This is a genomic window from Bacillus sp. S/N-304-OC-R1 (assembly GCF_019749375.1).
GTDB lineage: Bacteria > Bacillota > Bacilli > Bacillales > Cytobacillaceae > Cytobacillus.
In genome coordinates, this window is record NZ_JACWFE010000004.1 from 372,335 (window position 1) to 393,981 (window position 21,647).

Annotated in this window: 25 protein-coding genes and 1 pseudogene; 14 read left to right on the plus strand and 12 right to left on the minus strand. The window is 33.9% G+C overall.

The features are described from left to right. Window positions 1-63: 63 nt before the first annotated feature. The 5 genes and pseudogenes from H0173_RS06960 (at window position 64) to H0173_RS06980 (ending at window position 5,361) form a co-directional block, all read left to right on the plus strand. Window positions 64-2,013, plus strand: coding sequence for a S9 family peptidase (locus H0173_RS06960; protein ID WP_221845606.1), 1,950 nt, complete (start codon window positions 64-66; stop codon window positions 2,011-2,013). A 33-nt stretch (window positions 2,014-2,046) separates the two neighbouring features. Continuing rightward, window positions 2,047-2,574: pseudogene (locus tag H0173_RS06965) on the plus strand (histidine phosphatase family protein). 22 nt (window positions 2,575-2,596) lie between these two features. After that, the gene (locus tag H0173_RS06970; protein ID WP_221845607.1) at window positions 2,597-3,145 is read left to right on the plus strand and encodes a short-chain dehydrogenase; all 549 of its coding nucleotides are present in this window, start codon (window positions 2,597-2,599) and stop codon (window positions 3,143-3,145) included. A gap of 75 nt (window positions 3,146-3,220) precedes the next feature. Next, window positions 3,221-3,694 (plus strand): GNAT family N-acetyltransferase, encoded by a 474-nt coding sequence (locus tag H0173_RS06975; RefSeq protein WP_221845608.1) that lies wholly within the window; start codon window positions 3,221-3,223, stop codon window positions 3,692-3,694. 782 nt (window positions 3,695-4,476) lie between these two features. Continuing rightward, on the plus strand, window positions 4,477-5,361 hold the full coding sequence (locus tag H0173_RS06980) for a gluzincin family metallopeptidase (protein WP_221845609.1): 885 nt from the start codon (window positions 4,477-4,479) through the stop codon (window positions 5,359-5,361). 88 nt (window positions 5,362-5,449) lie between these two features. Here the strand turns inward: H0173_RS06980 and H0173_RS06985 are convergent, their stop codons facing one another. Next, the gene (locus H0173_RS06985) at window positions 5,450-6,055 is read right to left on the minus strand and encodes a trimeric intracellular cation channel family protein (protein WP_221845610.1); all 606 of its coding nucleotides are present in this window, start codon (window positions 6,053-6,055) and stop codon (window positions 5,450-5,452) included. 194 nt (window positions 6,056-6,249) lie between these two features. Here H0173_RS06985 and H0173_RS06990 point away from each other — a divergent pair, with 194 nt between their 5' ends. Continuing rightward, window positions 6,250-6,774 carry a GNAT family N-acetyltransferase gene (locus tag H0173_RS06990; RefSeq protein WP_221845611.1) on the plus strand — a complete coding sequence of 175 codons (525 nt, stop codon included), beginning with the start codon at window positions 6,250-6,252 and terminating at the stop codon, window positions 6,772-6,774. A gap of 43 nt (window positions 6,775-6,817) precedes the next feature. On the opposite strand, the gene H0173_RS06995 is transcribed toward H0173_RS06990, so the two are convergent. Continuing rightward, window positions 6,818-7,444 carry a YitT family protein gene (locus H0173_RS06995; RefSeq protein ID WP_221845612.1) on the minus strand — a complete coding sequence of 209 codons (627 nt, stop codon included), beginning with the start codon at window positions 7,442-7,444 and terminating at the stop codon, window positions 6,818-6,820. A 153-nt stretch (window positions 7,445-7,597) separates the two neighbouring features. Here H0173_RS06995 and H0173_RS07000 point away from each other — a divergent pair, with 153 nt between their 5' ends. After that, window positions 7,598-8,038: an Lrp/AsnC family transcriptional regulator gene (locus H0173_RS07000; RefSeq protein ID WP_221845613.1), complete on the plus strand. Its 441-nt coding sequence runs from the start codon at window positions 7,598-7,600 to the stop codon at window positions 8,036-8,038. 537 nt (window positions 8,039-8,575) lie between these two features. Beyond that, window positions 8,576-8,968 carry a sensor histidine kinase gene (locus tag H0173_RS22205; RefSeq protein ID WP_260631064.1) on the plus strand — a complete coding sequence of 131 codons (393 nt, stop codon included), beginning with the start codon at window positions 8,576-8,578 and terminating at the stop codon, window positions 8,966-8,968. A 111-nt stretch (window positions 8,969-9,079) separates the two neighbouring features. On the opposite strand, the gene H0173_RS07010 is transcribed toward H0173_RS22205, so the two are convergent. Beyond that, entirely contained in the window at window positions 9,080-9,613 is a 534-nt protein-coding gene (locus H0173_RS07010; protein WP_260631065.1) for a GNAT family N-acetyltransferase, read from the minus strand. Window positions 9,614-9,828: 215 nt separating this feature from the next. Here H0173_RS07010 and pssA point away from each other — a divergent pair, with 215 nt between their 5' ends. Together pssA and H0173_RS07020 are read left to right on the plus strand one after the other, a co-directional pair. Continuing rightward, window positions 9,829-10,320, plus strand: coding sequence for a CDP-diacylglycerol--serine O-phosphatidyltransferase (pssA, locus tag H0173_RS07015; RefSeq protein ID WP_221845614.1), 492 nt, complete (start codon window positions 9,829-9,831; stop codon window positions 10,318-10,320). A 1,167-nt stretch (window positions 10,321-11,487) separates the two neighbouring features. After that, the gene (locus H0173_RS07020) at window positions 11,488-11,754 is read left to right on the plus strand and encodes a spore coat protein (RefSeq protein ID WP_260631066.1); all 267 of its coding nucleotides are present in this window, start codon (window positions 11,488-11,490) and stop codon (window positions 11,752-11,754) included. A gap of 149 nt (window positions 11,755-11,903) precedes the next feature. On the opposite strand, the gene hpaB is transcribed toward H0173_RS07020, so the two are convergent. The 6 genes from hpaB to H0173_RS07050 all read right to left on the minus strand — a co-directional run bounded on the left by hpaB (window position 11,904) and on the right by H0173_RS07050 (window position 15,880). Next, window positions 11,904-13,352 carry a 4-hydroxyphenylacetate 3-monooxygenase, oxygenase component gene (gene hpaB / locus H0173_RS07025; protein WP_221845615.1) on the minus strand — a complete coding sequence of 483 codons (1,449 nt, stop codon included), beginning with the start codon at window positions 13,350-13,352 and terminating at the stop codon, window positions 11,904-11,906. Window positions 13,353-13,656: 304 nt separating this feature from the next. After that, complete coding sequence (locus H0173_RS07030) at window positions 13,657-13,893, minus strand: hypothetical protein (protein ID WP_221845616.1); 237 nt, start codon at window positions 13,891-13,893, stop codon at window positions 13,657-13,659. Between the two features lie 42 nt (window positions 13,894-13,935). After that, window positions 13,936-14,169: a hypothetical protein gene (locus H0173_RS07035; RefSeq protein ID WP_221845617.1), complete on the minus strand. Its 234-nt coding sequence runs from the start codon at window positions 14,167-14,169 to the stop codon at window positions 13,936-13,938. A gap of 44 nt (window positions 14,170-14,213) precedes the next feature. Continuing rightward, entirely contained in the window at window positions 14,214-14,444 is a 231-nt protein-coding gene (locus tag H0173_RS07040; protein ID WP_221845618.1) for a hypothetical protein, read from the minus strand. A gap of 12 nt (window positions 14,445-14,456) precedes the next feature. Beyond that, window positions 14,457-14,726, minus strand: a complete 270-nt coding sequence (locus H0173_RS07045; RefSeq protein ID WP_221845619.1) for a hypothetical protein — start codon at window positions 14,724-14,726, stop codon at window positions 14,457-14,459. A 233-nt stretch (window positions 14,727-14,959) separates the two neighbouring features. After that, on the minus strand, window positions 14,960-15,880 hold the full coding sequence (locus H0173_RS07050) for a GNAT family N-acetyltransferase (RefSeq protein ID WP_260631067.1): 921 nt from the start codon (window positions 15,878-15,880) through the stop codon (window positions 14,960-14,962). 552 nt (window positions 15,881-16,432) lie between these two features. Between H0173_RS07050 and H0173_RS07055 the strand changes: the two genes are divergently transcribed. Beyond that, window positions 16,433-16,633, plus strand: a complete 201-nt coding sequence (locus tag H0173_RS07055; RefSeq protein ID WP_221845620.1) for a hypothetical protein — start codon at window positions 16,433-16,435, stop codon at window positions 16,631-16,633. Window positions 16,634-16,725: 92 nt separating this feature from the next. On the opposite strand, the gene H0173_RS07060 is transcribed toward H0173_RS07055, so the two are convergent. After that, window positions 16,726-17,910, minus strand: a complete 1,185-nt coding sequence (locus H0173_RS07060) for an MFS transporter (RefSeq protein WP_221845621.1) — start codon at window positions 17,908-17,910, stop codon at window positions 16,726-16,728. A gap of 244 nt (window positions 17,911-18,154) precedes the next feature. On the opposite strand from H0173_RS07060, the gene H0173_RS07065 reads away from it, so the two are divergent. From H0173_RS07065 to H0173_RS07075, 3 genes are all read left to right on the plus strand, one after another. Continuing rightward, window positions 18,155-18,400: a DUF2164 domain-containing protein gene (locus H0173_RS07065; protein WP_221845622.1), complete on the plus strand. Its 246-nt coding sequence runs from the start codon at window positions 18,155-18,157 to the stop codon at window positions 18,398-18,400. Window positions 18,401-18,577: 177 nt separating this feature from the next. Further along, window positions 18,578-19,357, plus strand: a complete 780-nt coding sequence (gene fabI / locus H0173_RS07070; RefSeq protein ID WP_221845623.1) for an enoyl-ACP reductase FabI — start codon at window positions 18,578-18,580, stop codon at window positions 19,355-19,357. 153 nt (window positions 19,358-19,510) lie between these two features. Further along, on the plus strand, window positions 19,511-20,137 hold the full coding sequence (locus H0173_RS07075) for a metal-dependent hydrolase (protein ID WP_221845624.1): 627 nt from the start codon (window positions 19,511-19,513) through the stop codon (window positions 20,135-20,137). A gap of 40 nt (window positions 20,138-20,177) precedes the next feature. On the opposite strand, the gene H0173_RS07080 is transcribed toward H0173_RS07075, so the two are convergent. Both H0173_RS07080 and H0173_RS07085 read right to left on the minus strand, forming a co-directional pair. Then, the gene (locus tag H0173_RS07080) at window positions 20,178-20,396 is read right to left on the minus strand and encodes a hypothetical protein (protein WP_221845625.1); all 219 of its coding nucleotides are present in this window, start codon (window positions 20,394-20,396) and stop codon (window positions 20,178-20,180) included. A gap of 140 nt (window positions 20,397-20,536) precedes the next feature. Continuing rightward, window positions 20,537-21,520, minus strand: a complete 984-nt coding sequence (locus H0173_RS07085; RefSeq protein ID WP_221845626.1) for a ring-cleaving dioxygenase — start codon at window positions 21,518-21,520, stop codon at window positions 20,537-20,539. Window positions 21,521-21,647 lie beyond the last annotated feature (127 nt).

Genomic DNA, 21,647 nt, shown 5'->3' on the forward strand with positions numbered 1-21,647 from the left:
CTAGTTATTGCAACAAAAATTGATAAATTAATTTTTTGATCATAGTTACGAGGAGGGGTATTAATGAAAATGAATAAAAAAAGATATTTAAATATAGAAGAAATTATTTCATTACCAACCTTATCAGGTACAAACATAAGTGATGATGGCAAAAACGTAGCATTTGTCAAGAGGACAGCTAACTGGGAAGACAATAAATATAGGAATCAAATTTGGATATACGAAAAAGATAAGTTGCAGTGTTACCCATTAACTACTAGGGAAATAGATAGTACATACCCATTATGGTCTCCCGATTCTAGAGAAATCGCATACTTGAGCCCAGTTGGTGACGGGGAGAATAAGAAAAATCAGATCTTTGTTAAGTCAATAGATGGTTATAGTGAGGTTCAAATTACTGATGAGAAAGAAGGGGTCAGTAAATTCAAATGGGAGCCTACGGGCAAGGGATTTTATTATGTGGCACAGTCAAAAGAATCTGAGGCGATAAAGAAACGTAAGGAACGATATGGAGATTTCCATCATATAGGTAAGGACTACCAGAATAATAGTTTATATTACATTGGAATAGACAAAAACGAAAATAGCGTTGTTTATCAACTAACTGATGGCAATTATCTTCATATCCATGAATTTGATGTTTCTAATGATGGGAAAAAGGTTGTATTTATGGCTACACCAAGCCCAGATATGGGAGATTATATTAATGGAGATCAATACATACTAGATATTCAATTTAGAGAACTACAAAAGATGAAAATAGATAAGTTGTTGGGAGGGAGCGTTTGCTTTTCACCTGATGGCAGCAAAGTATGTTACACAGCAAGCATACGGGAGAAGGATTTCTATAAAACCCAAATACAAGACAGTACACTAGAAATATATGATATTAATAACGGAGAGCTAATTCAACCTTTAACAGATTTTGATAGTACGGTTATTCCATTACGGTGGACAGCTAAAGGAATATTAATTAGATGGCAGAATAAAACTAATTATCTTATTGGGTTATTATCTGAGAGTGGCACTGTGGAAATGTTAAGCGAAAACGCAAATAGCTTTATAATGGAAGCTTCCATAACAAGGGATGGAAATCACATATCCTATAATAAGGCTATAACAAATGAAACCTTTGAAATCTATTTAGACGATATAAAAATAACGAATGAAAATAGCTTTTTCAAAGAAAAGCTTAAAAGTAACAGGGAAATAATCTCATGGCAAAGTAGTGATGGTCTTGAAATAGAAGGAGTTTTATCAACTCCAGTAGAGTTTGACGCAAATGAAAAATATCCCTTATTAGTGGTAATCCATGGCGGCCCAGCTTGGGCATCCTTTCCAATCTTTTCAGACTGTTTTAATGAGAAATATCCTATTGAACAGTTTATCAAAAAAGGCTTTATCGTTTTAGAACCAAACTACAGGGGAAGTTCTGGTTATGGTAATGAATTCTTAAAAGCAAACTATAGAAAACTTGGAATTGCTAACTACGATGATGTTATATCTGGAGTGGATCATCTAGTTGACATAGGGATGGCAGATAAAGATAGAGTAGGGATTATGGGATGGAGCTATGGGGGATATTTATCTGCTTTCTGTTCTACATATAGTAGTAGATTTAAAGCTATTTCAGTTGGAGGAGGAATTACTAATTGGAGTAGCCATTATGTAAATACAGATATACCTTACTTTATTAGGATGTATTTAGGAAATGATCCATGGAATGATCCAGAGATATATACTAAAACATCACCAATGACATATATTAAATCAGCCAGTACTCCCACTTTAATCCAACATGGCGAAACGGATGCAAGAGTTCCAACTTCAAATTCATATGAGCTATATCAAGGATTAAGTGATATGGAAGTGGATACAGAATTAATTATATTTAAAGGAATGGCATATAGTTCTGACCAGCCAGGAATGAATGTGGCTATTATGAAGCAGAATTTGATGTGGTTTTCACACTATATTCTTGGAGAAAGTATGAAAGATTTTAGGGTTTTATGATTTATAAATGCCTATATAAAATGGAGGCTAATAATGATAATTGTCGTTCGACATGGTCAAACTGATTTGAACCTAGAACGGAGAATGCAAGGGCGAAGGGGACTTCCATTAAATGAAAGAGGAATTGAGCAAGCGGAAAAACTAAGAGAAGATCTTAAAAATATAAAGTTTGATTATGTATTTTCCTCGCCACGAGAAAGAGCTGTTCAAACTGCAGAAATAGCAACGGGATTAAAGGCCGTGAAAGATTATAGGCTTGACGTTTTTGATTTAGGAGAAGCTGACGGACTGAAAATATGTGAAGTTCAGATGAATGGAGCAGCACCTGATTCAAGCATTTCTGAAGGTGTAGAAGACAGAAGCAGTTTTGTTCAGCGAGTTTTTAGTTTTATGAGCGAGCTTGAAAATGAATACAGAAATTAGAAGTTAAATATTCTTTTATCAGGTCATAGGTGTACAACTGGGTGCATTGGGTCTTATTTTGAGGGCATTCCGAAAGATGGCAACATCTTAAAGTATTCATCAGGCAATGGAGATTATAAAGTCTATTATTTTAACTAAATTTAATTTAAGGAGAAGGAAAATGAAGCACGCACTAATAGTTGGTGGAACAGGAATGTTATCAAATGTATCACTTTGGTTATTAGATAATGGCTATCATATTTCTGTCATTGCACGAAATCCTATTCGAATGAAAAATCTAATAGAGAAGACAGGTTCAGAAAGAAAAATAACACCAATATTAGTTGATTATACAAATGTTAGTGAGCTTCAAGCGAAAATAAAGGATACGATTAAACAAAATGGCAACATTGATATTGTCGTTGCCTGGATTCATTCCAGTGGAGACGACGCATTACCAATCATCGTTGAAGAGGTTTCAAAGGATAAGAATGAGTGGAAGTTATTCCATGTTTTAGGGAGCAGTTCGAATCTAGAAAAAATAAAGAAGAAAGCTAGTGCGCCAAATAATTGTACATATCATCAAGTTCAACTAGGGTTTGTGATAGAAGGTGTTAACTCAAGGTGGCTTACAAATCAAGAAATTTCTAATGGGATAATTGAAGCGATAAAAAAAAGAAAGCAAGTATTTACCGTTGGAGTAATAGAACCTTGGGAAATGCGGCCGTAACAATGTGAATCTACCGGAGTTTGTGAAAAGATGTTCCTAAACTGATAGATTGTTAATCATATTAGGGGAGGTTAAATGGAGATTATTATTGAAAAAGCAGGAAGTCATGAGGCAGAAACATTGGTTAATATATACCGTGATGCGTATGCAGAAAATGAGAGTCTAGGTTTACCTGCATGTGCATCGAAGGTTACTGTTAAAGAAGTTCAAGACTGGATAAACAATACTATCTTACTTACGGCTAAAGAAAAACAAACTAATACAATCGTAGCAACTGTAAGGTTCAAATATAGTGAAGAGTGGCAGTGTTATGTTCATAGCAGATTAGCTGTTAACTCACTTAATAAGGGAAGAGGACTAGCTACAAAATTAATGAAGCATGGGGAATGTATGCTTTCAGAAATGAATGAAAAAGTAGTAAGATTAACGGTTGCTCAAACTCATCCATATTTACCTAAAATGTATGAAAAAAAAGGGTATAAAATTGTAGGGGAACGTTTACTTAACAATCTACCTTATAATGAATTTATTATGGAAAAAATTTTATAGATTTTAAAGTATCCTGATGCAAACCTCATAAAATTTAAAAAAGCTGCACGTAATAATTTAAATAGTTCCGATAACGTGGAGAAAAGCTATAATCGCAAAACAGATAAGATAAGATTTCGTTGCATTTGAAGGAACAAGAAAATAACATATAAATAGAACACAAAAGCTTAGGATTTTGTTTCCAAGCTTTTGTCTTTATTAGGTTTAAAGGAGAACTTGTACAAGTTCATTAGCCGCTAAAGCGAGTTTGATAAATAAGCGAAGAAATTTCTCTTAATTAGGAAATAACACTGAAAATATCTTAAATAGACGGAAAGATTCCGACTATTGACTTGAAAAACGTGAAAATGAGTAAGATTACTTTGCTTAATCGGAAAACTTCCGCTTATATACCCCGAACCGAGCTCTATTCTGCTGTCTAACCGGAAAATCTCCGTATATTTTAATTATCTCTGGTTACTCAAAAAAGAGATATATTACCTACTGAAATAAAAAAATCAACATAGTAAATTTCATATGAATTAACATAGCAATACGTACGTTGAAAACAACGATTGTCAAGATTTTTTATGTTGCGATTTTGTCTGCGAATTAGCATACGATTTGGTATTTTCTCCACCCAAACGGAACTACTTAGTAAAAATTTGTGTTTTTTTAGGGTGTGCGGAGGAAAAAATGAAAAAGCAGTATTAATTGTGAAATTCTTTTTTGGGAGTAAATAATGAAACTTTTCTACTTAAAACTCGTATAACTGGAAAATGCTATTTTTTCCAGGGGGTATTATGCTTAGATCTTTAGTCTACATCCTTATAACTTTATTCTTATTAACTGCATGTACTCGAGATACAGTAGTTCCCATTGAAACTATACAAGAGCAACAAGAGGATAAAAACATTGTAGTTTCAGACGATGGGGAAATTACCTTTAAAATTTTTAATAACATAAAAGTTACAGACGAAAAAATAGATTCCATAAAACAGGAACTTCTTAATGCTTATAACCATATTCAGAAGTCAATCAAAACAGATTATGTACCATCCGAGAAAATAAATGTAATCCTAAATGAGGGGAATCAATCTTCATGGGGATTAAGATCAGAACTTAAACTATATGGTGTTAGGAAGAATCAACATCCACTTGTCCATGAACTTACGCATTCCTTACTTGGTTATGGTAATAATTTTGATTCAAGCACAGGGTATCTCACTCAAGAAGGTTTTGCTACATACATGGAAGATATGTACGGAAAAACAAAATCGTATTCCCATCAATATATGAGATATTTTATCGATTCAAACAAAAGAATTTATATTAACAAGCTGATTGATTTGAATCAAGATGATTCATTTTTTCGTCCAGCTCTAATAAATACAGAAGATTATACCCTTCAATGGATGAGCTATATTCATGCAGCTTCTTTTGTTACCTATTTAATAGAATCATATGGATTAGAAAAGTTTGAGCAAATTTACAATAAAGAAGACTTGGCTAATAAAATAGAGGATATATACGGAAAAAATATAAGTGAATTAGAAAATGATTGGATATCATTTATAAATGAAACCCAAAAAGAGCTAACATACGAGGACAAACTAAAAATGAGATATTTTTATACATGGACCTCAGCCATTGATCAAATTGATTCTAAATTTTTTACAAAAGATTGATGTGTATAAAAGAAGAAGGGAAGAACCTTAGAGGATAATTTTGGAGGAAAACGAATTAAAAAATCGACGGGAATACCGTCGATTTTTATTAATGTGTTCTTAGCCTTTTTACGGGCAGTTTCCAATCAAAAGTATATGAGAGAATACGCAAGCCTGTAACGATTACAAACAGGGTATATAATTGCCAAGGGGCAATAGCTATTTTTAATCCAATTATGACGCCTGCTAGGATGGCCCAAACCGCGTAAATCTCTGACCTTAGAACTATTGGTTTTCTACCAGCAAGCAGGTCGCGAATAATTCCTCCGCCAATTCCGGTAAGGACAGCTGCAACGATTACAGCACTAAGCGGGTGTCCCATCTTTGAAGCATATATGGCACCTTGTATTGCAAAGGCTGACAAACCAATTGCATCAAACATATTACCCCACTTCTGCCAATGTTTTATTAGGTTCGTTGGGAATAGAAAAACCGCTGTTATTGATAATAATGCAATTTGAAATAGTAATCCCTGACTCCATAATGTCGAAACGGGGACGCCAATTAACAAATTCCGAATGGCCCCGCCTCCAAAGGCAGTTACAATGCCTAAAATATAAACTCCTAAAATATCATATTCTTCTTCCATTGCAACAATTGCTCCGCTAACTGCAAATGCAATTGTGCCAATCATACTAAGTACTTCCCATGTCATTTTCTTCTGATGTCTCCTCTAAGTTCCTTCGGTTAATACACTGTATTATTAGCAAATTGAAGTGTACAAACAGTATGATTTTAACACAAAATACAACAGTTTTTATATAAAATATCAAATAAGTATTAAAGTTAAAGACTTTTATGTGGTTAAATCAATAATGTAAGCGCAAACAACAATATGGCGGTGATAATATGGAGATTACAATTCAATGTTTACGAGATGAAGATGCATTAGAATTATTCGAATTTGAACTTGAAAATCGCGAATACTTTGAAAAAATGGTACCAAGTCGTGGAGATGATTATTATAACTATGATACTTTCAAAATAAAACATAAATCATTACTAGATGAACAAGCAGAAGGATTATCGTATTTTTACTTAATTAAAAATAAGAACGGTTCAATTCTTGGAAGAATGAACTTAGTAGATATCGATAAATCCCAAATGCTAGGTCACTTAGGTTACCGAGTAGGTAAAGAGAATGTTGGAAAAGGGATTGCGAGTTCAGCATTAAAGTTATTATTGGAAAATATTACTGTTAACGAAGGTATTAAAAAAATTTTAGCGAAGACAACGACTATAAACACAGCGTCTCAGAAGGTTTTGGTGAAAAACGGATTTAAGCAGATAGAAACAAATGAGGATGATGAAGCGTTTTATTTGAATGGAGAAAGTTTAACATTTCAATATTATAGCTGGAATAAATCAAGTTAAAAAACGGACCTTTTTAGGTCCGTATATATGCAATTGGATCATATTAACTTGCCATCATTGTTCTTTTGTTTGAATGATTAATTTCTTTATTTTTAACAGCTAGATAACTAGCTTCGATTTTATTTTTAAACATGCTAATGATACTTGATGTAAGTATAATGGAAAGAACAGATAGAATACCTTTGATAAACCCAATAGAATAAAATCCGTAAAGCACGACGACAAATTCTAATATGAAATTTATCTTTCCAGGATTCCAATTTAACTTCTTCTGCAGGATTAAAGTCACGATGTTCGAACCGCCAAGTGAAGTACGATTCATAAACATGATAGACAATCCGAATCCAAGGATAATACCTCCCAATATAGCACCAGCCAATGTAGGGACAGAAAAAGTTGGCAGCCAGTTGTCAATTCCAGTCATAACAGACAATAATGTAACAGAAAGTATCGTTGTGATCGTAAAATTCCAACCCATTAACGTAACAGCTAATATATAAAATGGAATATTAACGAGGAAAAACACGAGCCCAAAAGGGAGACCAGATGCATAAGTTAATATCAATGACAGTCCACCAGTTCCTCCTGTCATGATTCCAGCATGTTTTAAAATAATTACGCCAATACTTGTAATCAGACACCCTAATACAATAAATAATCCTCTTTTCATGATGTACTCCTTATTCACTATGTAAATTTCCCTTTTACATGATACAATCATTTTTACATGTTATATATGCAATAATGAATGCGTTTTACGTATTTAGTTTACAATATGAATTTAATTGAATTAAATACACTTCATTTAGAAAGGTAATTAAAAATGGATAACATTGATATTGATTTACTGAAATTTTTACAAGAAGATGCCCGAATGACCGTTAGTGAATTGTCAAAGAAGTTATCATTGAGCCGTCCAAGCGTATCTGAGAGATTGCATCGGTTGCAAGAACAAGGGATTATCGAAGGATTCGCTGCTAGGGTGTCCCCAGCCAAGATAGGAAGAGGGACACTTTTAATCATTCAAATCAGTGACTTAAAAGTTTCAGCGAAGGAATTTGAAGAGGTCATTGCTGGAGATGAAGATATTATCGAATGTCATCGAGTAACAGGGCATATTGGCTATTTTATCAAGGCAGCTGTAACTGGGATGGATTCCTTACGTTTACTAGTTGATAAATTGATGCCGTTTGGAAACATCTATACTTCCATTGTTCTGACCTCTCCTGTGAAATTTCGTCCAATTTTGCCATCTGAGAATTAACGATAATTTAAAATCTTTGATGTGATTAAATGAGGTTACCATGACCGCAGAGAAGGGGAGAGTAATTACCAATTACATTTTTGCTCTGCTGATAAGCAGAAAGATATTGAAGCTTATACTAAATTTTATATTAAGATGTAATAGTATACCATCATTATATGATAAAATATTTACAGGAAATTTACAGGGGAATATTAAGATAAAATACGAAAATTCTAATGTATCATAATAAAAGAGGTATTTATGAAAGGAATTTTATACTCAAAAGAATATTAAAGTTTACTATATTACAATGTTAATTATCATTGCGATTATGATAATGGGGATAGTTTTTAGTAAACCACTTAATGGTGAGCATTGGGGCGGTTTTATCTCACATATTGCACTTGTTGTCATTCTATCTGTTTGTTTATTACTTTATCCTAGATATGTAACCCATGCTTTTAGAATAATCATAATGACAGTAGGGGCCGTTTACTTTTATACGCTTTTCATTTTATATCCAGATACGGAGATTTACTTCAATCATATGTACTATTGCATGATAATAATATTGAATTAAATGTGACAGATAATTGCTTTATCGCCGCAAACCACATAGAATTTAAACAATTATTAATCAATATTATTAAAAACGCCATCGAGGCTTCTGGCAATGGTGATTTGGTTAAAATAAATGCTGATATAAAGAATGATTTTGTTGAGATTAAAATAATTGATTATGGAAAAGGAATGTCAGAAGAAGAAGTTGGGTCTTTAGGCACCCCTTTTTACTCTTTAAAAAGTAAAGGGACTGGATTAGGAATGATGATTTGCTATAATATTGCAGCTAAATATAAAGGCACAATTGATTTTCAAAGTTCGAAAGGTGTAGGAACAACAGTAACTATTCTTTTTCCATCAGAGAATCATACAAGCGATCCTAAATAATATGTCCTTATGACGATTCAAGATTATTTCTTATATCGGCTTTATATTTTGAGTGCAAAAGAATTAAATATTGATCCTTGTAGAAGAGACCCTAACAGATTAGGATACTCTTCATAGAAACAATCCCATTATATACGTATTGTAATAAACCCCATTAATTAGATTATCTTTTTTAATAAGGCCTTCCTTTTCAAATCCAAGTTTTTCGTACAGTTCAATAGCATGAATATTATCTTCTCTCGTTACTAAACTAATTTTGTTCGTTATGCCATTAGAGGCAGCCCATTGGATCAAACGCACCATCATTTCCGTACCTAAACCTTGCCCTATAAATTGCTTACTAACAACGATCCCTAATGTTCCAACATGTTTCATTCTTACCTTCTGGCTAGAGGTGATGGATGCTATGCTTATTATTTCATCATCAATGGTTGCCAGTAATATGATAGAGTTCTGTTCCAGCCTTGTAGTTTCAATATACTCTTGATACTCTTCTGCATTTCGCTTAAATTCATCTTTCCCAAATGAAAGAAAATCAGTTTCCCCTCCAACAACATTATAGAAATCGATCATCCGTTGGGCATATTCTTTGGTTGCTTCTATTATCGTTACTTCATTTCCATCTCTTAATCGAAATTTCATCATATCTATCAGCTGCTTTCTAGGTAGAATTAATACTAAAGTTATATTTGGTGTACAAGAAATACTGCTAGTATACATGATTTTATCATTATCGGCATTAAAATGCGTATTATAAGGAATGAAATTTATAACTACATGGTAAATTTAAGAATAAGTGAAGAACAAATAGAAAATGCTATTTGAGTGAAGAGTATTAGTTCACATTAGGAGGTGCTGCCTTGTTCAATCAAATAGTGAAAGTTGTTCCTAATTTATTTACGATTGGAAATTTATTATGCGGGGTGCTTTCAATTACTTTTAATATGAGTGGTTTCTTAGAAGCAGCATCCATTTTTATATTCTTATCAGCTGTCTTTGATCTTCTAGATGGCAGGATTGCGAGGAAATTAAAGGTGAATAGTGAATTTGGCGTTGAATTGGATTCATTGGCGGATATAGTTAGTTTTGGAGTTGCGCCTGCACTTTTATTTCATTCAATTGCAGTACCATCCATTTTTACATCACTTGCTTTTATTCTATTTCCAATAATGGGAGCATTACGTTTAGCGAAATTTAGTGTTAAACCAACTATTGGTTATTTTAAAGGGTTGCCTATTCCAGCGGCAGGACTGCCTTTGGCAGGGATGGGGCTATTTTCATATAGTAATGCCTGGATTACTTTAATCCTTGCAATCTTAATGGTAAGCCCAATTAGAGTGAAAAAAATTTAACTTTTTATGAGAAAAGCTAAAACCTGTTAAAACCAAGGTAAGTAGGTCCGATAACGTGGTGAAGACCCAAAATTACAAGTTAAATAACATACGAATTAACAATACAAATTAACATTGTAAATAGCACACAAAAAAGCTTGAAAAACTCCAAGCTTTTTTCACTTTAAGGGGAAATGTTGCTTATTTAATTAAAGCTCCTATTTGTTGAAGGGGGAAAATCTATTTATGCTAAAGAACGTCCCTGACTTTTTATATACAATGTCTTGTCCTTAATTAGTAACCAGCAAAATAAGCGGAAATTTTCCCGTTAAATGCAGAATAGAGCTCGTTTTGGGGTAAATAAGGGGAACTTTTCCGTTAATTCAAAGAAAAATCCCCCGTTTTTTCAATTTTTGAGTAAATAGGCGGAATTTCTCCGCCTATTTAAGCTTAATTTTTTAAAATTTTTAATTAGGAGGAATTTTTCCGTCTATTTATCAGATTGGGGCTTAACCTGGTTCCCAAACTGATAAGAACAGGCCCTATTAATCCTAGATGCGGAAATAGCAGCATTTTATCAACCAGATGAGAAACACTAACCACCTTCTTAAACAAACTGTCCGTTGGTTGAAGAATTTAATAAACTATATTTTACCATAAAAGTATTTTTCTCAAAATAAGAGAGAAATTGAAAAGCAAAATAACAACAATAAAATATCACCCTAATGCCAATGATGACTACTACTGCTATTGTCAAGATGCAATTAAGGGTTTATTTGCTATAATGTTTTGCGTTTATTTTCATTAAAATCATTGTAATACCTACGAAAATATAGATGCTATTTACTGTGCTAATATGTATGCAACCATATGCTATTTACAATGTTTCTCCACAAAAACCGAACTACTTAAAACTAAGGGGATAGCTTTTTTCTATTTTGGTTTTTGAATAATTGTGGGATGTATATTCTTTTAGTAAAAGAATTGAGCTTGATGTAAGAGGGGAGTAGGAAACATTTTTGTCCTTAAGCAGTTGTACACAATTCAAAACCTGAAAATTTGTTGATCAATCCAAAATTTATCCGCGAATGTCATAAAAAAAATTAAAAATTCAGGACATAAACCCAAGAATTTATCCCAATTATGCATATGCTCTAGTGTAAAAAGAAATGGGGAGGAAGATAGCGTATGTATTATGCCATTGATGAGAGAATTTATCCAGGTATGGGTTTAGGAGGTCCAGGTTCAGGTTTTGGTTATGCACCGGGTCTAGGTTTAGGAGGTCCAGGTTCAGGGTTTGGTTATGCTCCTGGGTTAGGTTTTGGTGGTCCGGGTTCAGGTTTTGGCTATGGTCCTGGAATGGGGTTTGGCGCTCCAGGATATGGATGGGGCTATCCATACCATCACCATTACCCATATCACCACCATTACTATCCATACCACTCCCATTATTAAGATTTACAGATAAAAATGTTAAAATCTGAATGAAGTGAACAATGAAACAGGCGTTTTTCTATAATTTGTAGAAGCGCCTGTTTCTTATTAGGGAATATTAATTTTTAAATCAAACAATAATTCATCTTAACCAAAGTAAGAATGCATTCCTAATTATTTAGGTTTAAAAATCTGTTAATCTCTTCAACATATTTATCTTTTTTATAGTTTCTATATAAGCCACTTGCTAAGCGAACTGGATCACCGAAAAAGTATCTTTCATATTGAGTCTCTCTTGTACCAAATGAACTCATTGTGAGATCCCAAGCCAAACGAAAAATTTTAACCCGATCCTCAGCAATCTTGCTTGTTCCTTGAAGATATCTTTCTAAATCTGACTTAATATCAGAATCAAAGTCTTTTTGTGTAGGTAATGAAACCATCCCGCTGGCCCCAATAAGTTGGATAATTTCGCAGAAGCGGGGATAAATTTTTGGAAAGATGACACTGGCAACATGTAACGGTATTATGCTGGGACGCATAATGCCAAACTGATCAGTTTCTGCATCATTTTCGGACTTCTCTAGCAGCGCCTTCATCGTTTCAAGACCAATTATGATTTCGGAAAGCTTTTCTTGAATATGCCCATACTCACCAACATTAATTGTCTCGACAATAAGTTCAGCAACTCCTAAGATAAATTCAGTTTTTACAATTTGTCTTGTAACGACTTGATGGTATGCAAAGTTTTGAAAGGAACCATAATTCAAAAAGTCGGCTGCAACCTCAATATTATTATAAAAAAACACTCGATCCCATGGCACAATTACATTGTCAAACACGACAATAGAATCCATTTCCTCATATCTTGAACTAAGAGGATGATTAAATAGAGAATCTCCTCCAACAAAAGACTCTCTGCAAATGAATTTTAATCCCTTTGTATTAGAAGGGATAGAAAAGGCGAACGCATCTTCTTTTTCAGAGAATAATAAACTTGGGGAAGAAATGATTATTAATTCATCAGTTAAACCGCCTTGAGTAGCTAGAAGGCGGGCACCCATAATGACTATTCCTTTTTCGTTTGTATCAATAACCCTAGCAGATATTGGATCCGAAGTGGATCCGAAATAATGCTGAGAACGATTTATTTGTGGAGTAATGAATGTATGTGTAAACGAGAGATCTTGCTCCATTGCTCTTTCATAAAGGGATACGATATTTTCAGGAAAGGAATTTTCTCTACCTTGTAAAATAGACGCAGAAGAGGCAAAGCTCATGAGAGCAGTATTCATATAATCTGGACTTCTTCCCAGCATTCCATGGGTACTTTTAGCCCAATGCTGAATCATTTTTCTCCTTCTCTTTAAATCTGCCTTTGACTTTGGCTGTAAATATGAAAGTCCAATAGGCTCGTTTTTATTAGGTAAAATGAAAGTCATTTCATCTATAATGCTAGGATCATTTTGTAAATCATAAAGGGAAGCTTTTGACTGTAGGATCCCTTTAAAGGCAGGATGTTCTGAAATTTTCCCGCTTACTTTATCACCATCTAACCAAATTTCATTCTCCATTTTATCTAACCGTTCAATAAAGTTTTCCCCGTTAATGATTCCCATTTTCAACCTGCTCCTTTTGGTGTAATAAATGTACGAAATTTGTTAGTAACATTTTATTGAAAAAACTAGAAGCCTGTTCTTATTGGAAAAGCCTTGTTTTTAAATTGGGTAAATGCTTGAATAATTACCTACCTATTCAAATAAATACGCATTGACTTGCGTTGGATAAGAGGGGAGAGAATATGATTATTTCAGATAGTTAGAAATCGGAGTTTATTTGAATATAAAGATAAAGACCTCAATAAAAGTCTAATTGAGGTCGGTAATTGGAACAGTTATTTTTGATATTGATATCTTTTGGAAATTATATTACACTGGTTTTGGCAGACGTGCTATCAAGAACATCAGGGTCTACAACAGAGGAGATTGGAACATTAAGTGGACATAGATCGCCATTTACTTCTCCAATTCCTTGGTTTCTTTTATATGAGAGAAACAGATCTACATTTTGAAGAGATCCAGTCATAACAACCGATTCGTTATCTACTGCGTTAACCTTAATTGCTAAAACATTCATAACTACAGGTGAAAAAGAAAACATTTTACCACCTACCTAATTATCTTTATTTAAAAAACCTGTCCCTTAAATAAAACTATACTTTGCAGAAGGACTATCACTAAAATCGCTATCTGCCACAATAGAGTTGGTAAGAAGCATTGGAGAAAAATCCCCATTTTGTTCCCCGATACCTTGACTTCTTTTATAGGAGACAAATACATCAATATGTTGGCTGGGACCCATATTAACAACGGCTGAATGGTCGATCGCGTTGATTTTAAAAACAATCATATTGATTGTAACTGGTGCAAAATACATATGAACTCCTCCCCAAAAAATATTGATGCATCAAAATTATGATGTTACTTATTAATTTTAACGGATGCCTGGTCCGAAATATCTTCATCGAGAACATAATGCCAATTAAAAGCGCGAATAGTGTTATCCCCGTGCTGCTGGCCGAATCCTTGCGTTTTTTTGCCATTCACATTTCTCCCTATTTTCTGTGTAGAGCCAAAAGAAATAGCACCTAAATGATCTAGATTATTGACCTTAAATGAATCAATCTGAATACTTGTCGGTTTAAAAAACATTTCCCTTCTCCTTTATGGTTTAATATCAGGCATTGGTAACCATTCTGATTCAAAAGAAGCAGCAGAGTCGATTTGATCTCGATCGTCTACCATACTATTCGTTCCAAAGAAATTGCTTCCATCACCCATATTTTGTCCGAGACCCATATTTTTCTTATCAGAATTGTGCCATTCTGCTAATAAATTATTACCGACATTAATGGCAGATGCATTTTCAAATGAATTCACTTTAATTATATTAATATGAATATTGAACTGAGCAGGCCTTGTTACAGGAGCCATCCACAACCTCTCCTTTCGTCTTTTAAACTATATTCATAAAAATGTCGATTATGTTAAATATATATGAGTATTCGCGTTATAACCTAGAATTTTAAGCATATATCGAACATTTGCTAACCCATTAAAATAACAAAATTTATATTTTTATAAAGTTTGGAAATGTATATTTTATAATCAGCACAATGAAAAAAGAACGCCAAAAAAGCGTTCTTTAAAGAAACTAATCTAATTTTTTATTTAAGAATAGTAAAAAATCGAAGTTCTTCAGTTTCTACCTCGAAACCAACAGATTTGTATAAGTTTAGAGCTTTTTCATTGGTAGTTTCTACCTGTAACTTTGCTACAGTCAAACCTTTTTCTTTTAAATAAAGCATGGATTTTGTAAGGATATGTTTAGCGATGCCTTGTTTTCTCCAATTTTCCCTTACAAATACATCTTCAATTATTCCGATTTCATTATCGCCTTCTAGTTCTTTCCAAGCCATTGCATTCCCGACGATTGTTCCATTTTCTCTTACATTAATAGAAGTCCAAAATTCGTTACTTTTATACTCTCGAAGTCTATTTAAACCAAGAGCGGCTTCAGGCCATATTTCTGCTTCGACTTTTAAGTATTCTTGTTCTTCGTTAGGAGATTCCATATTCCAGTGGAAAAGTTGATAGTCCCTAATTGTTGTTGTTTCATTTATCTCTCTTTCTAAATCTCTTTTCATCGAATATAAAGTATTTAAATGGTTAAACCCTTTTTCTTTAGTGAAGAAAAGGTTATTTTCGACTTCGTTTTGAAAGTTCCCTACACATAGCAGCGTTTCATACTCATTTGGCAATGTTTCCTTTAAAAGTAGCGCTATATTGTACAATCTTTCGTAAATTTGATTTAATATCGCTGTATCTGTATTCGGTAAGGCTTTTAAATTAATATAAATGGAGTGCTTGCTATCATTTGAACGTCCTGATGGAATGACACTAATGACTTGAATTTGACCTTTAGCAATCATTTTTCCATCTTTAAAAGCACAAATTACATCCTTCCAATTTCCTTCGTCTCCTACCCACCAAAATACGGTTGGTTCTTGAGATGTCATTGTGCGATAAAAATTCCCCAAAAGAGGCATATCCTCTTTTTTAAAACTCCTAATTTCTACATTGCTCATTAAACACTCTCCTGATTCTATAATTAAATGATAATATTAAAATAACATATTTTACCTTATAAGGATAGAGTTGTAATAGGGGATCGCTAATTATTAATTCAATAGTGTTTTTGATAACAGATAAAAAGTAGAATTAAAGTAAATATAAAATGTGGGGGATTAACTTGAGCCTAGTATCATTAGCTGGTCAATGGGGGGTTGTCAATATTACCTAAAGAAATGCAAATGATTATTAAAAAAGTGAACGATACATATTCAGGGATGCAGAATTATTATCATTTTTACTAAGATGAAATTTAAAAAGTAGAGATTATTTTTTAATTCATGGTCAAGAGTTATTAAATAACTAAAATCCATTGGGTTGATTAAATTGAAACCATTTTGATTACTTTACGTATTATTTAATAAGAATTTTTATTAGAAAACATGAAAGAAAGAGTGAGCTATATGGCTGAAACCATTTTGATATTTATTTTTATAATTCCTATTTATGGTTTATTAATTTGGTCTTATTTATGCACTGAAGATAGTATATTGTTTGGGAGAATGTGGATGTTTAAAGAGGAACCAGAGCTATCCAATGAAGTCATCCGCTACACCAAATTCGCATCCTTAACTTGTTTGATTGCCATTCCTATTATTCTAATAAGTTTCATTTTTGATATTCTCATTCTCAGATTTTCATTAGTTGTATTCCCTTTAATATTAATATTAGGGAAACTAAAAATATACACAGATGATAAGGATCTTTAATCAACTATGAAAACAATAATAGGTTTCTATAAACAACTAAGCTTTGAATTAATGACAAAACACAGGATATAAACCCTGCGTTTTGTCATTATTTATATAGTTATTTTATTCCTCCAAATCATTCCAAGGTAAATACCAACAGACAACAGAACAGATATGCCAGCAATAACATAAATGGTGCTGTAGCCAAACCAGTAGGCGATTTGTCCAAATAGAATTGCACCGATTCCTACTCCGAGATCAAAAAAGGTTAAAAAGGTCGCATTGGCCATTCCTCTTCTATGACTGGGTACATCCTTAACCGACCAAGCTTGCAAGGCAGGCTGTACCGTACCAAAACCAAATCCATACAAAACAGCTGCTATGTAAAGGGTCAAACTATTGGGCAGCCACGCTAGCAAACTCATTGAGATGATGATTAAAAGTGCCCCTGGGATAAAGACTGCCTTATGTCCTTTTCGATCATATAGTTTCCCTGTAAAAGGGCGTGAAACCATTAATGCAATTGCATACAAGAAGAAATACATGAGGATCCCATCAATTCCTTTTTCCTGCGAATAAATCGGAAGAAAAGAGGAAATGCCACCAAATGTAAGAGTGATGAAAAACAGAAGGATAGAAGGCGGCAATGCACTTTTCTCATAAATTCCCCGTTTTCCAAGCTGTGCGGAATTTGTCTCCATTTTTCGATAATGGATGTTTAATGATAAGAAGAAAGCAACGAAACCAAGGACTGCACATACAAGAAAAATCTGCGGAAATGTTAAAAAACCAACGAATGCTAGACCTAATGTTGGACCGAGTGCCAATGCCAGGCTACTTGATAGACCATAAATCCCCATTCCTTCTCCTCGTCTTTTTGGCGGGATGATATCCGTGATAATTGTTCCTGAGGCGGTTGTCGAATATCCCCAGCCAACTCCTTGAACAATTCTTAGAAAAAATAAAAATAGTAAACTCTTTACAAATCCAAATGAGGCGATTGAGACGACAAATAATACAAGTCCTAGCAAATAGACAAAGCGTCTGCCTTTTGTTTCGATTGTTTGTCCCGCATGAGGTCTAAGGAGGAGGGAAGAGAATGTGAAGATCCCAACGACTAGACCAACTAGCTGGTCGTTTCCCCCAAGCTCTTTAACAAACAATGGAATGGTGGGTACAGTCATTTGAAAACAAAGAAAAATAAAGAAATTGGCCAATAATATAAGAGTAAAATCCTTGGTCCATATTTTATCGGCTGACATTTGGGGAGCACTTTTTATCATTGGTTCAGACATTTTGATTTCCTCCTGGATGTTATCTAAAAATTAATTCAATCAATTATTTGATTATTTAATCAATAATTTTATTTTACAGGAAGCTGTAATTGAATCCTAGTAGAAGGATTGGAACCTTTAATATAGGCTGTTTGTAACCAAACTAAAATGTTTTTGTACATATTTATTTTAAAAAATATAGTCTGTCTTTTAATGTTATATACATGTATGGTTACACTATGAGATGTACGAAGGAGTGTTCAATTTGTTTATTAAACTGACAAAAGACCAGCAGCAATTAATGATTTCAGATATTCAAGAATTTTTTTTACATGAGAGGGACGAGGAAATTTCGGAATTTGCGGCAGAAAGATTTCTGTTTTTTATTAAAGAATCGTTAGCTCCTCATTTTTATAATGCCGCTGTCTTAGATGCAAAACATGTATTAGAGCAACAATATTCAGCTTTAGAAGAAGAGATATTAACATTAGAGCGGCCAATCAATAAATAAATGATGAATCTAGAGTGAATTTTCTATTCACTCTTTTTTTATTTGCGATATCAATGTAGTGATAAAACTTTGCATAATTATATGAAAAAGATTATGATATAATCAATAATTAGGAGCAGATACTATGATTTGCTACCAGATTTGTATGAACTCAATATATAGGTTTTGGAGGCTAATATGGAAGATTTACTTAAATTACAGGGCAAGAATATTGTAGTAATGGGCGTAGCAAATGAACGCAGTATAGCTTGGGGAGTGGCAAAATCTCTTTTTCAAGCAGGAGCGAACATTATTTTTACTTATCGAAAGGAACGTTCTCTTGCAAAGCTGACAAAAATGCTGAGTGATAACAATCTTGAAGCTAAATTAATTATCCAATGCGATGTAAATAGTGATGAAAGCGTGACAGAAGCATTTAAGAAAATTGGGGAAACTGCAGGCACAATCCATGGCGTTGTACATTCCCTTGCATTTGCACATGCAGAAGACCTAAAGGGAGATTTTATCGATACTTCTAGAAGCGGCTATGCATTTGCTCAAGATACTAGTGCATATTCATTGATTGCGGTTGCACGTGAAGCAAAACCTTTCATGACTGAAGGGGGTTCCATCATTGCGATGTCATACCTAGGCGCAGAACGTGTTGCACCTGGATATAACGTAATGGGAATCGCTAAAGCATCACTTGAAGCATCTGTGAAATATTTGGCTTTAGACTTAGGAAAAGATAATATTCGTGTGAATGCTATTTCTGCGGGTGCTATTCGAACACTCGCTGCGAAGGGAATTCCATCATTTAATCAAATTCTGCATAAAATTGAAGAAACATCACCACTTCAAAGAAATGTTACACAAGAAGAGGTTGGCGATATGACATTAGCACTTATGAGTCACCTTTCAAGAGGTGTAACAGGTGAAATTGTGTATGTAGATGCCGGCTATAATATTATGGCTTAAGTGTTCATATAGGAGGTTCTTTTTGGAGAGTAAACCAGAAAGAATCTCTTTTTTATTTATCCTTGAAGTTTGTAAAAATAATAAGTATAATCATATCGAGAACGAATGTTCTGTTTTGGTATAATTACAATAATTAGAGATAGGTGGAAGCAATTGAACGGTACAGCACATACAGTCATCGGGGCAGGAGCGGGGTTTATAACAGCTAACGTGCTGCAGACAGATCCAACTGGAACAATTATTTTAGTAGGATTAGGAGCTATTTCAGGTTTAATGCCTGATGTCGACATTGATGGAAAACTTAGTAATAAAATTACGATCTCTCATAAGCTTATTAAATCAATAGTCCAGTGTATTTCAGTTCTATTCGTTTTGATTAGTTATTTTTTTGGTGCAGGAATTTATAAGTGGACAGGTATTGCTATTGGACTTATCTTCTTCTTCCTTTCTTCGTTTATTAAACAAAGGAGGATGCTCACCATTACAGGTATTGGTTTATTCCTTGGGGGATTTTATTTACGTGAAAATTGGTTATGGATGTTAGGGATTTTTATTATTGCTGCTTCCTTCGTTCCTCATAGAAGCTATACGCATTCACTTATCGGAATCCTTGCGTTCAGCTATATTTCCTATCAGTTGGAAGTATCAATGAAGATGAATGGGATATTTATAGCCTGTCTTTTAGGGTATATTAGTCATTTATTAGCCGATTTGAAGCTGCTTCCATTCAACAAGAAAGGAATTAAACTATTTTTACCTTTTTCAAATCGGGAATTTTGATTAATAAAAGGGAAGAGCCGATAAAATACTACCGGCTCTTTTACTTAATTGAATCATCTTCAAAGAAATCTCTGAATTCATCCGTATCCGTAAGCTTTTTATTTTCGAAGTAGGGATTATCGATAGTTGAATCTTGCGGGTCTAGGTTTGTTTTAATAACCAAGCTTGGTCCAGATGTTCTTGTTTCAGCAATGATTCGATCAGTCAGTTTATTGAAGTCCGGTAGTTTTTTGCTGCCTGGCTTTTTTGGATTCGTCAAGGTAGCACCTCCTATACGAATAGGTTGCTTCTCAAAAATAATTATATGTAAGCTTTTCTCTTTCATAGGCAGCATTTGCTAAGCAGAAAAGAAAAACACCCGCATTTAATAAGTGAAACATGCAGGTGTTAATGGAATAGTTATTCATATTCTTTTTTTATTTCTTTTGAACTTCTTTCTGTATCTATTGGACGCACTAATTTTTCGATTTGCTCACGCTTTGATTCCAGAAAAGGCGGCAGTGATAATTTTTCTCCAAGTGTTTCATACGGTTCGTCTCCCATAAATCCTGGGCCATCTGTAGCGTATTCAAATAATATTTGTGGAGCAACCCTTGAATATAATGATCCGAAGAAGAAACGGTCAACAAATCCTGATGTAGGAATTCGGAAGTTTCTAACTCGTTTATCCCATTCTTCCAATTCTGCTCTATCATTTACTCTGAACGCAGCATGATGCACAGTTCCGAAGCCTTGCTGAGCTTGAGGAAGATCTGGATTGTCTTCAACTATCACTTGGGCACCATTTCCTCCTTCACCAGTTTCAAATAGATGAAAAGCATCTTCTTGAGCAATTTCTCTAAATAAAAGCACTTTTTCGAGCATTTCTTTAAAATATGCAAAGTTTGCAATTCGCACAAAGATCGGTCCTAAACCAGTAATAGCATATTCTAAAGGGATCGGTCCCTTTTGCCAAGGAGTTCCCGATGCAACGCCATTATTATGTTCATCTGAAATTAATTGATAATGTTGCTCATCAAAATCAACGAAAGAAAGTGTCTTTTTTCCAAATTGTTCTGTAACGCCTGAGTGCTTTACCTCAAGACGGTCAAATCGTTTGACCCAATAATTTAGCGCAGCATCACTTGGAACACGAAAGGATGTTTTTGAGATTTCGTTTGTTCCATGAACCCCTTTGGGAATCCCCGGAAAATCAAAGAACGTCATGTCAGTTCCAGGACTGCCAGTGTCATCAGCAAAAAATAGGTGATAGGTTTTAATATCATCTTGATTGACAGTTTTCTTAACAAGTCGAACTCCTAAAACATATGTGAAAAAGTCATATATCCTTTCTGCGCTGCTTGTGATTGCAGTGACATGGTGGACACCTTTAAGTTCATTCATTTATATTCCTCCCAAGTATAGAATTATCAGTGTATCTCAAGTACAAAAATAAATGCTTCGAATAAAAATATCTTTAATTCGAGATAAATTTATCACGGATTTGAAGTAATGTCAAATTTCTAACCTA

What these genes read in the sequence shown, in the direction of transcription:
- H0173_RS06960 (WP_221845606.1), top strand. Translation starts at nt 64, where the DNA reads ATGAAAATGAATAAAAAAAGATATTTAAATATAGAAGAAATTATTTCA.
- H0173_RS06970 (WP_221845607.1), top strand. Translation starts at nt 2,597, where the DNA reads ATGAAGCACGCACTAATAGTTGGTGGAACAGGAATGTTATCAAATGTA.
- H0173_RS06975 (WP_221845608.1), top strand. Translation starts at nt 3,221, where the DNA reads ATGGAGATTATTATTGAAAAAGCAGGAAGTCATGAGGCAGAAACATTG.
- H0173_RS06980 (WP_221845609.1), top strand. Translation starts at nt 4,477, where the DNA reads ATGCTTAGATCTTTAGTCTACATCCTTATAACTTTATTCTTATTAACT.
- H0173_RS06985 (WP_221845610.1), bottom strand. Translation starts at nt 6,055, where the DNA reads ATGACATGGGAAGTACTTAGTATGATTGGCACAATTGCATTTGCAGTT.
- H0173_RS06990 (WP_221845611.1), top strand. Translation starts at nt 6,250, where the DNA reads ATGGAGATTACAATTCAATGTTTACGAGATGAAGATGCATTAGAATTA.
- H0173_RS06995 (WP_221845612.1), bottom strand. Translation starts at nt 7,444, where the DNA reads ATGAAAAGAGGATTATTTATTGTATTAGGGTGTCTGATTACAAGTATT.
- H0173_RS07000 (WP_221845613.1), top strand. Translation starts at nt 7,598, where the DNA reads ATGGATAACATTGATATTGATTTACTGAAATTTTTACAAGAAGATGCC.
- H0173_RS07010 (WP_260631065.1), bottom strand. Translation starts at nt 9,613, where the DNA reads ATGATGAAATTTCGATTAAGAGATGGAAATGAAGTAACGATAATAGAA.
- H0173_RS07020 (WP_260631066.1), top strand. Translation starts at nt 11,488, where the DNA reads ATGTATTATGCCATTGATGAGAGAATTTATCCAGGTATGGGTTTAGGA.
- hpaB (WP_221845615.1), bottom strand. Translation starts at nt 13,352, where the DNA reads ATGGGAATCATTAACGGGGAAAACTTTATTGAACGGTTAGATAAAATG.
- H0173_RS07030 (WP_221845616.1), bottom strand. Translation starts at nt 13,893, where the DNA reads ATGTTTTCTTTTTCACCTGTAGTTATGAATGTTTTAGCAATTAAGGTT.
- H0173_RS07035 (WP_221845617.1), bottom strand. Translation starts at nt 14,169, where the DNA reads ATGTATTTTGCACCAGTTACAATCAATATGATTGTTTTTAAAATCAAC.
- H0173_RS07040 (WP_221845618.1), bottom strand. Translation starts at nt 14,444, where the DNA reads ATGTTTTTTAAACCGACAAGTATTCAGATTGATTCATTTAAGGTCAAT.
- H0173_RS07045 (WP_221845619.1), bottom strand. Translation starts at nt 14,726, where the DNA reads ATGGCTCCTGTAACAAGGCCTGCTCAGTTCAATATTCATATTAATATA.
- H0173_RS07050 (WP_260631067.1), bottom strand. Translation starts at nt 15,880, where the DNA reads ATGAGCAATGTAGAAATTAGGAGTTTTAAAAAAGAGGATATGCCTCTT.
- H0173_RS07055 (WP_221845620.1), top strand. Translation starts at nt 16,433, where the DNA reads ATGTTTAAAGAGGAACCAGAGCTATCCAATGAAGTCATCCGCTACACC.
- H0173_RS07060 (WP_221845621.1), bottom strand. Translation starts at nt 17,910, where the DNA reads ATGTCTGAACCAATGATAAAAAGTGCTCCCCAAATGTCAGCCGATAAA.
- fabI (WP_221845623.1), top strand. Translation starts at nt 18,578, where the DNA reads ATGGAAGATTTACTTAAATTACAGGGCAAGAATATTGTAGTAATGGGC.
- H0173_RS07085 (WP_221845626.1), bottom strand. Translation starts at nt 21,520, where the DNA reads ATGAATGAACTTAAAGGTGTCCACCATGTCACTGCAATCACAAGCAGC.